We start from the raw sequence: 12,707 nt of genomic DNA, 5'->3' as shown, positions 1-12,707 counted from the left end.
CTGCCACGCAAACAGGCCGGTGGCGCTGCATGCAGTTCACGCAGCGCCACCGGCCTGTTCTGCTCAGACAGGAGTTCCATTCGGCTGACCCGGTGCCGCCGGGTTGGGACCGGAGGGCAGCAGATCCTCGATCAGCTTCATCAAGAGCCGCCGTAGCTCTGGAGAAGCACGGTGCAGGTTCTGCATGAATTCACGTTCGTGGTGCTCAGCCTCGGAGAGCCGTGACCTGCCGAGGGGAGTCAGGCTCACGACGAATGTTCGCCGGTCGCTCTCGCTGCTCTGGCGTGATACCAGTCCCTGTTGCTGCAGGCGAACCAGCGTTCGGCCGACGGTTTGGGCTGTGACGTGCAACTGCTCCGCCAGCTCGGTCTGGGACAGTGGACCCTTCGTCTCGATCGAGCGCAGTGTGATGAAGGCTGCGTGAGTTATGCCGATTGCGAGCAGACGCTCATTCCAGGCGTTTTCTGTAAGGCGGGCGGCGGTGGTGAGCAGTCTCTCGGTGGTCCAAAGATCTGTTTCCGACATCTCCACCTCTTTTCATCGTGGTCCGGACTTAGGAATTCGCAGCCCGTCAGCCCACGGATGGTTTCTTTCCTATCACTGTTTAGCGCGCAACGCGTATTGCTCACCGGGCACGCCGGGAGATAGCAGGGTATTGGGTAGACCGGTTTCAGGGAACAACCCGTAACTGCCCCCAGCGGTCACAAGGGGATTTTGAGTGGAGCCTAGGGGAATCGAACCCCTGACCTTTTCATTGCGAACGAAACGCTCTACCAACTGAGCTAAGGCCCCGCAGCAACAAAGATACCCCAGCATCCGGGCCGAGAACCAAATGTCTGGACCCGGTTGTACCCTCGAACCATGCGTTCCTCCGTTACGGAGATCCGGGCTTGGCCGGCGTTATGGTCGCTCGTCATCGGGTTCTTCATGATCCTCGTGGACTCAACCATCGTGTCCGTTGCCACCCCCGCCATCATGGAGGCGCTGGAGGCGGATATCGACAGCGCCATCTGGGTCACCAGCGCATACCTCCTTGCATACGCGGTACCGCTGCTTATCTCGGGCAGGCTCGGCGACAGATTCGGCCCGCGGCGGGTCTACCTCGCCGGTCTGGCGGTGTTCACCGTGTCCAGCGCACTGTGCGGCTTTGCCGACACCATCGAACTGCTCATCCTCGCCCGGGTGATCCAAGGGTTGGGTGCCGCGCTGATGACGCCGCAGACAATGTCTGTCATCACCCGGATTTTCCCTCCGGACCGGCGCGGTTCTGCCATGGGTCTCTGGGGTTCCGTCGCTGGCATCGCCACTCTCGTGGGACCAATCCTGGGCGGTGTTCTTGTCGACTCTCTCGGCTGGGAGTGGATCTTCTTTGTCAACGTACCGGTCGGCGTCGTCGGTCTGGTGCTTGCCTACCGGTACGTTCCGAAATTAAGCACCAACAGCCACTCTTTCGACCTCCTCGGCGTGATCCTCAGTGCAGCAGGAATGTTCTGCCTGGTGTTCGGTCTACAGGAGGCCGAGAGCTACAACTGGGGAACCATCGCAGGCCCGATCTCCGTATGGTCCCTCATCATCACCGGAGTGGTCCTGTTCAGCGCCTTCCTCGTCTGGCAACGCTTCAACCGCAAGGAACCGCTCATCCCACTGAAGCTGTTCCGCGACCGCAACTTCACACTGGCCAACACCGCAATATCGTCGATGGGCTTCACCATCACCACCATGAGCCTGCCGCTGATGCTCTACGCCCAGAACGTCCGCAACCTCTCCCCCACGGAAGCTGCGATGCTGCTGGTTCCCATGGCGGTCATCTCCGGAGCGCTCGCCCCATTCGTCGGAAAAGTCGTACAGCGCGGCAACCCGAAATACATGGCAATCTTCGGATTCACCGGAATGGCAGTTGCGCTGTTCTGGCTGGCGTCCCTGCTCAGGCCGGACACGCCGATTTGGCTCCTGATGCTGCCACTCGCGCTGGTCGGTCTGGCGAGCGCAGGAATTTGGGCTCCAGTGTCGCTGACAGCGACACGCAACCTCCCGCCGTCGTTGGCCGGTGCGGGTTCCGGTGTCTACAACACCACACGGCAGGTGGGAGCAGTGATCGGCAGCGCCGGTATCGCGGCGATTATGCAGGCGCGTCTCGTCGCCAATGATGCGCTGGGCGCACCGGAGCGGGCCGCCGAGTATGCTGCGGCCATGGGCCAGTCACTGCTCCTGCCGGCAACCGTTATTGCCATCGGTCTGGTTGCGGCCCTGTTCTTCGCTCGCCCGGAACAGCACCAGCCCTGGAGTGCGGACGTCGGCCACACCAGGCAAACCACCAAACGGGGGTAGTTGCCTACCGTAACCACCGCTAGGCTCGGGTAATGGCTGAAGAATTTGCAACGGAAGACACCACCGCCGAGAAGAGTGAGCCCGCTGCCGTCAAGGAAGTCAGCGACGACTTCGTGACACGACAGCACACCACCCCCTCAGGTCTCGAATACACCACAACTACCGGGCGGCTCGTCCTGCGGCGGGAAGAGATCAAGGACGGCAAGTCGGAGGGCTTCAAACCGAAGGCAGAGATCTTCGTCGTCGGTTACACGAAGGACGACAGCACCATCACCCGACCGGTCACGTTCGCTTTCAACGGTGGGCCCGGCTCCTCGTCGGTCTGGCTGCACCTCGGCCTGCTGGGCCCACGCAGGGTGGACTCAGGCGACGTCGACACCATGACTCCCCCGCCCTTCGGTCTTGTCGACAACCCTGAGACCCTGCTCGAACACAGCGACCTGGTCCTGATTGATCCCGTGAGCACAGGCTTCTCCCGGGTCATCGAGGGCGAGAAGACCGACGAGTTCCACGCCTTCGTCGAAGACCGTGACCTCGTCTCCGAAGTCATTCGCCTCTGGACCACGCGCAACAACCGGTGGCTCTCGCCGAAGTACCTCGTCGGTGAATCCTATGGAACGCTCCGTGCTGTCGCCGTCGCAGGACGCTTATTCGACGCCTACGGCATGGCGGTCAACGGTCTGGGACTCATCTCGACAGTGCTCAATATGTCCACGCTCCGTTTCTTCCCGGGCAGCGACACCCCATACGCGCTCCACCTGCCGACCTACGCCGCGATTGCGCACTATCACGGCCGCCATCCCGACAGGGACCTCACGGACGTCGTTCGGGAAGCGGAAGAATTCGCTTCCCGCGACTTCGGGTATGCCCTCACCCAGGGCGCGCGGCTGACACCATCCGAATACGACGACGTCGTTACCCGCCTCAGCGCCTTGACCACCCTCGATGAGGCCTTCATCCGCCGCACCAACCTGCGCTGGGAGTACCACGAGTTCGCTGCGGAACTGCTGAGGACGGAAGGCCTGGTAGTGGGCAGGATTGACGGTCGATTCACCGCGCGGCCCGCCAACCTGCAGTCCTCCAGTTCAACGGACGATCCGAGCATGCGCGCCATCACCGGGCCTTTTGCGGCGGCAATCAACCATTACGTGCGCGCCGAGCTCGGGTACGAAAACGACCTCCCCTATGAGATCCTTACCGCGCGGGTCCAACCCTGGAGTTACCGAACCTTCGAAGGCGCACCCGTTGACGTCAGCGACGTGCTTGAGCGGCTGATGGTCCACAATCCGGCCCTGCGGGTACACGTGGACTACGGTTACCAGGACGGCGCCACTCCGCACTTCGCAGCCGAGTATGTGTTCGCACATATGGCGCTCAATGAAGACGCGCGAGACCGGATCTCCCACCACTATCACGAGGCCGGCCACATGATGTACCTCAAGCCCGAATGCAGACTCGCTCAGCTCACCGCCCTCAAGGAATTCGTCACCTTCCAGTCGACACAGAATTAGTCAGTGTGCTTACTATGGAGGTCCATTCCTCGAAAGGCGGAACAACATGCTGAAGAAGATCCTCTGGATGCTCGCACCGGTCATCGCGTCGAAAGTGCTCGGCAAGGGCCAGCAGCGCCGTACTAACACCAGGTACAGCCGAGGAAAGAACCGCGGCTACAGGCGGTAAGCGAAGCGTAGGCGGGTCAGCGCATGGCGAAATGCGCCCATACGGCCAGAACCCATGCGCTGCCTGCCGCGCACGCAAGCAGAAGTTCCACCAGGATCCCAACACCCAGAGCCTTGAGTGCGGCACCGCTCGAGGACAGGGCCGCCCGGAAGTCGTGCAGTCGTGCAGCCTCACTCAGCAACAGACCGACGATGAAGCCGACGATCAGCCCCACTACGGGAATAATGAACATGCCCACCACGCCGAGGACCAGGCCGATGGTGATGGAACGCCCCGGGATCCTGCGCTGACGCAGCTTGTGCCCGGTCAATATGGTCCCTGCCAATAGCCCCGCCAACGCCAATACTCCGCCCACGGAGAGCGCGACCCAACCGGGACCGCTCGTCACCGCGAGCGCCCACCCCAGCAGTGCCGCGATGATCAGAATGCTGCCGGGCAGGATCGGAATGACCACGCCCGCCACTCCAACGGCGATGGCCAACCCGCAGATCACGGTCACAAGAATCTCCCAATCCATGCTCCCAAGCATGCCACCGCCGGAGTGGCGTCTTTGTCCACACGACGGCGGAATACTAAGGTTGCTTACGATATGGCCTTTAGGGGCCCTGAATCAGGAGGCAGAATGAGCACACCAGGAACAGGGAACCATGATCGGGACTATCGTCCGAAGCATGTGGACGAGTCTGCAACACCGGACATCGGGGACTCCCGTCGCAACGACGCACGCAGTTCGGAGGCAGAGACCCGCGCAATCAACCTCGACCGCGATCTCGACGGCGTCGACGACCGATCCGAGCGCACCGCAGCCATCCCCGTGTCGCACACCAGTGACAGGCATGGACGTCGTCCCGGAGGCGAACGCAACCTCGATCCCGACCACAACCGCAACCGGGACTACGACCGCGATGTCACGCCCGTTCCCGACGGCGCCGAACGGGACGCGCTCCACCAGCGGCAGAAAGAGACCTTCGGCGGCATGAAGTTTGGCGCCGCTTTCTTCGGCTGGCTGACTGCAACCGGGATGGCGGTCCTGCTTACCGCGCTCGTTGCGGCAGCGGGCGCAGCCTTCGGACTGTCGACCAACACCACCCTGAACGAAGCAGCGAACCAGGCTTCACAGAATGCCCAGACGGTCGGCATCACGAGCGCCATCATCCTGCTCGTCATCCTGCTCCTTGCCTACTTCTGCGGCGGGTACGTGGCAGGACGCATGGCACGGTTCAACGGAGCCAAGCAGGGTCTCGCTGTTTGGCTGTGGGCGATCATCATCGCCATCGTGGTTGCCCTCCTTGGACTCATCTTCGGATCGCAGTTCGATGTCCTCGCCAACCTGAACAGTTTCCCCCGCCTGCCCCTGAATGAAGGCACCCTGACCACCGCCGGCATCATCGCCGTCGTCGTGGCTCTGCTCGCAGCTCTGGCCGGCGCAGTGCTGGGCGGACTGGCCGGCATGCGGTACCACCGCAAGATTGACCGTACGGACTACAACGCGATCGACAACACCCGGTAAGGTCGAGCCGACTCCTCACGGAAGTTTTACGCAGGTCTGGTGATTCCCAAATCGGGAACCACCAGACCTGCTTTACTGTCGTGAACTAACGAACCCCTACAAACCTGCTTGTGCCTTCGCCTGAGCACCCGGAGGGAGTTGCCGGCGTTCGTCAGTTTTGAGCCGGCGTAGGGCACTCCACCGGTCAGGCGCAGACCCAGCGCGGCCCAAACGGTCAGCATCCGCTCAGCCAGCCATGCGGGCGCCCACAGCGCAACGCCAGCGGGGAAAACCTGCCTGCCGCCCCGCCGTCGTCGTCCCAGCTCCGCCAAACCAACGACGACGGCGGCTGCCGGCACGCAAGAGACCGCGCCATAGCGCCGCACAAGCAGGACGAGCGCGGGAAGCAGGGACAGCTCCAGGAGCAGCCGGGGCGGCTGGGCGAAGTCGTCGTAGGCCTGGCGTACCCGCTGTCGGCGGAAGTGGCCCGCCGGAGGCGGGATCCTGCCCACGAACAGGTCATCAGCACGCAGTTCTCTTCCGCCCGCTGCACGCACCGTGCGGAGGAGTTCCAGGTTCTCGAACAGGACGTCGCCGTCGTAGCCGCCGGTTGCCCTCAGGATGGAGCGTCGCACGCCGACGGTGCCCGGGAAGTCCGAGCCGAAAGCCCGGTTCAACAGCGTCCTGCCGGTATCCCAGCGGGCATGCCACGGCAGGGACAGGAAGTAGTTCTGGGGCCGGACGACGTCGGCCCCATCCAGCAGGCCGATGACGCGCTGGAACGCGGTGGCCTCGTAGCGGACGTCGTCGTCGGCGATGATGATCCGTTCACACGAGGCCTCGGCAAGCCCCGTGAGCACTCCGGCCACCTTGCCGTTTCGGCAGGTGAACCGTGGGCGGAGATGACGCACCCCGGACGGAAGAACTGCAGCGTGATGAGCAAAGACGCGGTCCGGTGATCCGTCCACCACGAGCACTTCTGCCCATTGCGCCACCTCATCGAGGTAGGCTGCCAGCGCCTCGATCCCGCCATCTTCGGTCCACCGCAGCGGCAGGATGTAGGTCGCCGCGGGACCGGTCATACCGGAGCGGGTGCGGTTGCCCGCAACGACGACTGACCTTTCTCCCACGCGGCCATGATGTGCTCTCCGAGCATGCCGTCAAGGGTGAGGGCAGCCGAAGCCCCGAAGTACACGTCCTCGAGTAACTCCGGCTCCGCTTCCACCAGACCCCCGGCGAGGTCCCGGCCTGCAATCTGTTCGTGAACGGCGTCCGCCTCGACATGTTCGTCGAAGTACCAGGTGACGTCCTCGCCGAAACCGAGCCGTCGGAATCCGTTCCCATACAGGCGGTTGGGCTGGGAGGAGGTCATCTCATACGCCGCCAGATGTCCCACGATGGCCCCTCGGAGCCTGCGGTTAAGCCCGAACATGGACATCATGTTGGTGGTTGCGAGTGTGAGGGCGGGGACAACATCAACGTAATGCCCGTAGCTATCCTCGAGCTCCAGCCCGCGCATGGTGCGGGCGAACAGCGCCGAGTGCATGCGGTCGGGGCGTCCGCCGCCGTACTCGTCAGCTTGGATCTCGACCATTGCTGCCTTTGCCCGGCCGCTCAGGCGGGGTATGGCCCAGGTGTGGGGGTCGGCTTCCTTCAGCTGGTAGACGGATTTGTGGATCAGGAATTCCTGGGCCTGTTCGAGGGTGGCCTTCCTGGCGACGAATCGCGAAACGCTCGGGCCGGTATCCGCAGCAGCCAGTTCGAAGAGAACGGCGGCCACGCCGTCGCTGTCGCGCGGTTCCAACGAGGGAAGGTCGACGGCGGCACGCAGAGCCGTTTCAAAGTCCCGCTCAATGCCGCGGCGGATTCCGATAAGTCCCGGCTCCCATTCCCAGTCGGCGTGCGCTCCATCGATACCGCTGTAGTGCAGTTCGTAGAGACAGAAAAGAGTCAGCTGAAGATCGTCATCCGACAGTATTCCCGGAGAACGCCCAAGCGCAGCCAATACCGCTCCGTGCAGGGCGTCAATGCCCTCGGAGTTCGGTGCCTGCGGCAGCAACTCCAGCAAAGCCTTGCTCGCGAACCCGCGCGCTTCAGGACTCCTCATGGCACAACCTTCCTACCCGGTGGACGACGTCGTCGTCCCCTTAAACCACATAGTGCTAAGCCTACTGTCTATCCGGGAAGGTGCGAACATCGGACAGCCCCCGCACACGGCTGCGGGGGCTGTCCGGTCAGGGATGGGTCCTATTCCTTATGCAGCTTGTCCTGCACGCTGCCGGCCATCTTTTCCATGGTGTTCGGCAGCTCCGTTGTCCCATAGAAACGCGAATCGGGGTGAGTAGGCGGCGGCATGGGAGCCGACGTCGTCGGGCCGTCGTGGTAGGAGAACTCGCCGTGCCCGTCCGGAGTCGGACCGGAGGCCCAGGACCCCTCGGACGCCGCTTTTCCATCCGAGAAGTTCAGGTACTGGTAGGACACGCTTCGCTCTTCCTTCTTCAGGGGGAAGTTGCTGGGGACGGGGAAGTTCTCCGACCCTTCTTCCTGAAGCTCGCGAGCGGCTGCCATCCACTGATTCTGGTGCATGGTGTCACGTGCAAGCAGGAAGGAAAGCATGTCCCGCACGCCGTGGTCGTCGGTCATGTGGTAAAGTCGGGCAACCTGCAGCCGACCCTGCATCTCAGCGTTGGCGTTGGCGGTGAAGTCCGCCAACAGGTTCCCGCTGGCAGTGATGTAACTTCCCTGCCATGGGTTGCCCATGCTGTCCACGGGACGCGCACCAGCGCCGGCAACAATAGCCTGCTGCATATCCGTGCCACCAACGACGGCGGCAATGGCAGGGTCGGACTGGACGGCGTCGTCGGTAATGCCAAGGGGCGCCTTTTCCAGCAGCTGGGCAATCATGGTTGCCAGCATCTCCACGTGACCGAACTCTTCAGCACCTATTCCGAAGAGCAGGTCCCGGTATTTGCCGGGAATATGGGTGTTCCACGCCTGGAAGCTGTACTGCATGGCAACGGTTATCTCACCGTATTGGCCGCCGAGGACCTCCTGCAGCTTTCTTGCGTAGACGGCGTCCGGCTTATCGGGTGTGGATTTGAACTGCAATTCCTGCTTGTGGAAGAACACGGGGATACCTCCGCGATGGTTGGCTCCGGGCCTTGGACGGCCAACTCATCTGTACGGGCTGGGGAACACGGAACCATGTTTGTAGACGTTAACCCCTGCTCCTGCCTGAGGGGAAGTAATAAGCACGCTTATTTTTCTGGGAATTTTTCCAAAGAAAATCCCAAGGTTCGGCCGCCATATTTATGGGGCAGGACAGAGACGGGCGAGACCACCGGCTCCTCCTGCCGGCACTGGCATTCCAGGGCCCCCCGAGCGGGACCGCCCCGTTTCCCCGACTGAGGCGGCCCCGCCCGGGCATTACCCGGACATCATTCCCGACACGGATTCGTCTACAGCTGACGAGTTACGGTGTCGGGCTTCCGCCGTTAACGTTCAGGGTCTCGCCGAGCACATAGCTGGACTCAGGTGATGCCAGGAACACGTAGGCCGGTGCAAGTTCCGTAGGCTGACCGGCGCGACCCAGCGGTGTGGACTTTCCGAACTCCGGCAACGCGTCCTTCGGCTGTCCGTCGGAAACCTGCAGCGGGGTCCAGAACGGGCCCGGCGCGACGGCGTTCACCCGGATCCCGCGAGGAGCCAGCTGTTGCGCGAGACCCTTGGTGAAGTTGTTGATCGCTGCCTTGGTGCTCGCGTAGTCAAGCAGGGTCGGCGATGGGTTGTACGCCTGGATCGACGTGGTGTTGATAATGCTCGACCCAGCCGGCAGGTGCTGCAGAGCTTCCCGTGTGATGCGGAAGAACGAGTAGATGTTGGTTTTGAACGTATGGTCGAGCTGCTCGTCGTCCAGATCCTCAAGGCGCTCCGCCGCAATCTGCTTGCCTGCGTTGTTGACCAGGATGTCGAGACCGCCGAGACCCTCCACCGCCCGCGTGACGAGTTCCTTGCAGAACTCGCCGTCCTTGATGTCACCGGGGAGTTTGACCGCGGTGCGGCCACTCTCCTCGATCAGGCGGACAATCTCATCGGCGTCGGCGTCCTCCTCCGGCAGGTAGGAGAGCGCGACATCGGCGCCTTCCCGGGCGAACGCGATCGCCACTGCCGCGCCGATCCCTGAATCCGCTCCCGTGATGAGAGCCTTCCGGCCTTCCAGGCGGCCGGTGCCACGGTACGAGTCTTCGCCCCGGTCAGTCTGCGGTTCAAGGTCACGGTCCAGTCCGGGCTCTGGCTGATCCTGCTTGGGTGGCGAGATCTCCGGGAAGCGGGTCACCGGGTTCTGAAATGTGTACTGATCACTCATGCGTTACTCCTGGTACGTGGAAGTTTGGTAGCACCCTTGAGGGCCAGCTGCAGTACAGATAGGCTCGAAACATATTGCTAAGCCTGCTGATCACACTAGGACGGACCTGCTCAAGCGTTCAAGCACCACGGAAGGAAAGGCCCCCGCATGCCCATCATCGGCTTTCACGCCTCCCACGAACAGATTGCGCCGGGACAGCTCCTCGCGGATGTCCAACTTGCGGAGCAGGCCGGTTTCGACGCCGCGATGTGCTCCGACCACTTCGAACCGTGGTCCGAGGCGCAGGGCCATTCGGGTTTTGCCTGGTCCTGGCTGGGAGCAGCGCTTGCCACCACCAGCCTGCGCTTCGGCGTCGTTACGGCCCCGGGTCAGCGCTACCATCCGGCCATCATTGCTCAGGCGAGCGGCACACTGGCGAGCATGTTTCCGGGTCGGTTCTGGGCTGCCCTTGGGAGCGGAGAAAATCTGAACGAGCACATCACCGGAGATCCCTGGCCGCCCAAGGAGGAGCGCCAGCGGCGCATCGAAGAGTGTGTTGACATCATCCAGCGGATGCATGACGGCGAGGAGGTCACGCACCGCGGCCTCGTCACCGTGGAGCAGGCCCGGCTCTGGGATGTGCCGGAGATAAAGCCGCAGTTGATCGCACCGGCGGTGAGCGTTGAAACCGCCGCGCGGAGCGCACGCTGGGCCGATGGTCTGGTCACCACGAACCAGCCGCACGAGAAGCTGACGGAAATGATCAACGCCTACCGGGACAACGGTGGTCAGGGAAAGCTCATCCTGCAGGTGCATCTGTCCTGGGCGCCCACTGAGGAGGAGGCTGTGGACATCGCGCACAGGCAGTGGAGTCCCAATTGTGTAAAGCCGCCGACCACATGGGACCTTGCCCGCCCCGCCGAATTTGAGGAGGCCACCCGGGACCTCACCGAAGAGGAGCTTCGGGGCACTGTGCAGATCTCGGCCGATCTCGCCACGCACGCCCAGCGGCTTCGTGAATTCGCTGACCTCGGTTTCGATGAGCTGTACCTCCACTACGTCGGAACGGAACAGAAACCCTTCATCGAGACCTTCGCCGAGCACGTACTGCCCGAGGTGCGCTGATGCGGATCACCGACTCCTCTGACCTCTGGTGGAAGAACGCTGTCATCTACTGCCTCGACATCGAGACGTTCTGTGATTCCAACGGTGACGGCGTCGGCGACTTCGCCGGTGCCGCCCAGCGGCTGGACTATCTCGCGGAGCTCGGTGTCACGTGTGTCTGGCTGATGCCGTTCTACCCGTCCCCACAGCGTGATGACGGGTACGACGTCGTAGATTTCTACGGCGTCGATGAACGGCTGGGCAATCTTGGCGATGTGGTCGAGTTCATTCGTACTGCGAAGGACCGCGGGATGCGGGTCATCGCAGATCTGGTGGTCAACCACACCTCCGACCAGCACCCATGGTTCAAGCAGGCACGTTCCTCGAAGGACAACCCGTTCCGGGACTTCTATGTCTGGCGGTCGGACCCTCCCCCCGACACCTCCGCTGAAGTCGTGTTCCCGGACAAGGAAAACTCGATCTGGACCAAAGACTCGAAAACCGGCGAGTGGTATCTGCACCGCTTCTATTCCCACCAGCCCGACCTCAACGTCGCTAACCCGATGGTCCGTGACGAGATCGCCAAGGCGATCGGCTTCTGGATGGAGCTGGGGCTATCCGGGTTCCGTGTGGATGCCGTCCCCTTCTTCCTGGAAACCCAGGGCATCGACGGCCACACCGGGGACCCTCATGACTACCTCCGCGACCTGCGCCGGTACCTCTCACGGCGAGCCGGCGACGCCGTGCTTCTGGGAGAGGTGAACCTGCCCTTCGAACAGCAGGTTGAATTCTTTGGGGACGCCGCAGACGAGCTCACCATGCAGTTCGACTTCGTCACGATGCAACAGATGTATCTCTCGCTGGCCCGCGGCGACGCGCGCGCCCTGGCCCGCACCCTGATCGACCGGCCCACCATCGATCCCGACAGCCAGTGGGCAACGTTCGTCCGCAACCATGACGAACTGACCCTGGACAAGCTGCTGGACTCGGAGCGTCAGGAGGTGTTCGATGCCTTCGGCCCCCACGAGAACATGCAGGTCTTCGGTCGCGGCCTCAAGCGACGGCTCCCCCCGATGCTCGGCGGCGACCCCCAACGCATCCGCATGGTGTACTCCCTGTTGTTCTCCCTGCCCGGCACACCCGTGCTGTTCTACGGCGAGGAGATCGGAATGGGCGAGAACCTGGAGGCCGAGGGCAGGATGGCTGTGCGCACACCGATGCAGTGGACACATGAGGAAAGTGCGGGTTTCTCGTCAGTACCGCCGGACAAACTCGTGTCACCGCTGGTGCAAGGCGAGTTTGGACCCGACAAGGTGAATGTGGTGGATGCCCGGCGTGATCGGTCCTCGTTGCTGAGCTTCATGGGCACCCTCATTAGACGGTACCGGGAGTGTCCCGAACTCGGCTGGGGTTCCTTCACCCTGATCGACACGCCAAATCCCGCCGTTTTGGCCCATCGCTGTGACTGGGAAGAGAACTCCCTCTTCCTCTTCCATAACCTGGGAGCCGAACCCACCGAAGTGGCGCTGAAACTCAAGGACAGTGATGTTCCCGAAGGTGGCGGAATTCTGACCGACCTGCTGCAGGACACCATGACCGACATCCACGCCGGTGACGAGTTCCAGGTTGAATTGCCGGCGTATGGGTACCGCTGGCTACGAGTCCAGGTTCCTGAGGTGGGCCGGCTCTGGTGAAATCCGCAGCTACAACAGTGAAATCCGCAGCGTCAGCGGGCTAGAAGATGGTGGCGAAAAAGCCGGC

The 12,707-nt window shown here is 62.6% G+C and carries 12 protein-coding genes and 1 tRNA gene; 6 read left to right on the top strand and 7 right to left on the bottom strand.

Annotated features, from left to right (window positions below):
• Nucleotides 1-63: 63 nt before the first annotated feature.
• Nucleotides 64-525, bottom strand: coding sequence for a MarR family winged helix-turn-helix transcriptional regulator (locus AC5RTB_RS08890; protein WP_494060701.1), 462 nt, complete (start codon nt 523-525; stop codon nt 64-66).
• A gap of 194 nt (nt 526-719) precedes the next feature.
• Nucleotides 720-792 (bottom strand) — tRNA-Ala (locus tag AC5RTB_RS08885).
• Nucleotides 793-861: 69 nt separating this feature from the next.
• Between AC5RTB_RS08885 and AC5RTB_RS08880 the strand changes: the two genes are divergently transcribed.
• Genes AC5RTB_RS08880 through AC5RTB_RS08870 form a run of 3 tightly spaced genes read left to right on the top strand, consistent with a single transcriptional unit; the run spans nt 862 to nt 4,008 of the window.
• A complete protein-coding gene (locus AC5RTB_RS08880) occupies nt 862-2,328 on the top strand; it encodes a DHA2 family efflux MFS transporter permease subunit (RefSeq protein WP_494060700.1) in 1,467 nt (488 codons plus the stop codon).
• A 32-nt stretch (nt 2,329-2,360) separates the two neighbouring features.
• Nucleotides 2,361-3,839 (top strand): S10 family peptidase, encoded by a 1,479-nt coding sequence (locus AC5RTB_RS08875; protein ID WP_494060699.1) that lies wholly within the window; start codon nt 2,361-2,363, stop codon nt 3,837-3,839.
• 46 nt (nt 3,840-3,885) lie between these two features.
• Nucleotides 3,886-4,008: a hypothetical protein gene (locus tag AC5RTB_RS08870; RefSeq protein ID WP_494060698.1), complete on the top strand. Its 123-nt coding sequence runs from the start codon at nt 3,886-3,888 to the stop codon at nt 4,006-4,008.
• A 16-nt stretch (nt 4,009-4,024) separates the two neighbouring features.
• Here the strand turns inward: AC5RTB_RS08870 and AC5RTB_RS08865 are convergent, their stop codons facing one another.
• A complete protein-coding gene (locus AC5RTB_RS08865) occupies nt 4,025-4,525 on the bottom strand; it encodes a DUF456 domain-containing protein (RefSeq protein ID WP_494060697.1) in 501 nt (166 codons plus the stop codon).
• 105 nt (nt 4,526-4,630) lie between these two features.
• Between AC5RTB_RS08865 and AC5RTB_RS08860 the strand changes: the two genes are divergently transcribed.
• Complete coding sequence (locus AC5RTB_RS08860) at nt 4,631-5,518, top strand: TIGR04086 family membrane protein (protein WP_494060696.1); 888 nt, start codon at nt 4,631-4,633, stop codon at nt 5,516-5,518.
• 26 nt (nt 5,519-5,544) lie between these two features.
• Here the strand turns inward: AC5RTB_RS08860 and AC5RTB_RS08855 are convergent, their stop codons facing one another.
• From AC5RTB_RS08855 to AC5RTB_RS08840, 4 genes are all read right to left on the bottom strand, one after another.
• Nucleotides 5,545-6,627, bottom strand: a complete 1,083-nt coding sequence (locus AC5RTB_RS08855; RefSeq protein ID WP_494060695.1) for a glycosyltransferase family 2 protein — start codon at nt 6,625-6,627, stop codon at nt 5,545-5,547.
• On the bottom strand, nt 6,576-7,604 hold the full coding sequence (locus AC5RTB_RS08850) for an iron-containing redox enzyme family protein (protein WP_494060694.1): 1,029 nt from the start codon (nt 7,602-7,604) through the stop codon (nt 6,576-6,578). The genes AC5RTB_RS08855 and AC5RTB_RS08850 overlap by 52 nt, the downstream gene beginning before the upstream one ends.
• Before the next feature lie 140 nt (nt 7,605-7,744).
• On the bottom strand, nt 7,745-8,626 hold the full coding sequence (locus AC5RTB_RS08845) for a manganese catalase (RefSeq protein ID WP_494060693.1): 882 nt from the start codon (nt 8,624-8,626) through the stop codon (nt 7,745-7,747).
• Nucleotides 8,627-8,969: 343 nt separating this feature from the next.
• Nucleotides 8,970-9,863: an SDR family oxidoreductase gene (locus AC5RTB_RS08840; RefSeq protein ID WP_494060692.1), complete on the bottom strand. Its 894-nt coding sequence runs from the start codon at nt 9,861-9,863 to the stop codon at nt 8,970-8,972.
• 147 nt (nt 9,864-10,010) lie between these two features.
• Here AC5RTB_RS08840 and AC5RTB_RS08835 point away from each other — a divergent pair, with 147 nt between their 5' ends.
• Together AC5RTB_RS08835 and AC5RTB_RS08830 are read left to right on the top strand one after the other, a co-directional pair.
• The gene (locus AC5RTB_RS08835) at nt 10,011-10,967 is read left to right on the top strand and encodes a TIGR03885 family FMN-dependent LLM class oxidoreductase (protein ID WP_494060691.1); all 957 of its coding nucleotides are present in this window, start codon (nt 10,011-10,013) and stop codon (nt 10,965-10,967) included.
• A complete protein-coding gene (locus AC5RTB_RS08830) occupies nt 10,967-12,640 on the top strand; it encodes an alpha-amylase family protein (RefSeq protein ID WP_494060690.1) in 1,674 nt (557 codons plus the stop codon). The genes AC5RTB_RS08835 and AC5RTB_RS08830 overlap by 1 nt, the downstream gene beginning before the upstream one ends.
• Nucleotides 12,641-12,707 lie beyond the last annotated feature (67 nt).

The sequence above is a fragment of the Arthrobacter sp. M71 S08 genome, assembly GCF_059089725.1.
The sequence above is the reverse complement of the archived record's forward strand: the minus strand, read 5'-3'. Positions and strand labels throughout refer to the sequence as shown.

Excerpts from the sequence above, each read along its gene's own strand:
- AC5RTB_RS08890 (WP_494060701.1), bottom strand. The coding sequence starts at position 525 with ATGTCGGAAACAGATCTTTGGACCACCGAGAGACTGCTCACCACCGCC.
- AC5RTB_RS08880 (WP_494060700.1), top strand. The coding sequence starts at position 862 with ATGCGTTCCTCCGTTACGGAGATCCGGGCTTGGCCGGCGTTATGGTCG.
- AC5RTB_RS08875 (WP_494060699.1), top strand. The coding sequence starts at position 2,361 with ATGGCTGAAGAATTTGCAACGGAAGACACCACCGCCGAGAAGAGTGAG.
- AC5RTB_RS08870 (WP_494060698.1), top strand. The coding sequence starts at position 3,886 with ATGCTGAAGAAGATCCTCTGGATGCTCGCACCGGTCATCGCGTCGAAA.
- AC5RTB_RS08865 (WP_494060697.1), bottom strand. The coding sequence starts at position 4,525 with ATGGATTGGGAGATTCTTGTGACCGTGATCTGCGGGTTGGCCATCGCC.
- AC5RTB_RS08860 (WP_494060696.1), top strand. The coding sequence starts at position 4,631 with ATGAGCACACCAGGAACAGGGAACCATGATCGGGACTATCGTCCGAAG.
- AC5RTB_RS08850 (WP_494060694.1), bottom strand. The coding sequence starts at position 7,604 with ATGAGGAGTCCTGAAGCGCGCGGGTTCGCGAGCAAGGCTTTGCTGGAG.
- AC5RTB_RS08840 (WP_494060692.1), bottom strand. The coding sequence starts at position 9,863 with ATGAGTGATCAGTACACATTTCAGAACCCGGTGACCCGCTTCCCGGAG.
- AC5RTB_RS08835 (WP_494060691.1), top strand. The coding sequence starts at position 10,011 with ATGCCCATCATCGGCTTTCACGCCTCCCACGAACAGATTGCGCCGGGA.
- AC5RTB_RS08830 (WP_494060690.1), top strand. The coding sequence starts at position 10,967 with ATGCGGATCACCGACTCCTCTGACCTCTGGTGGAAGAACGCTGTCATC.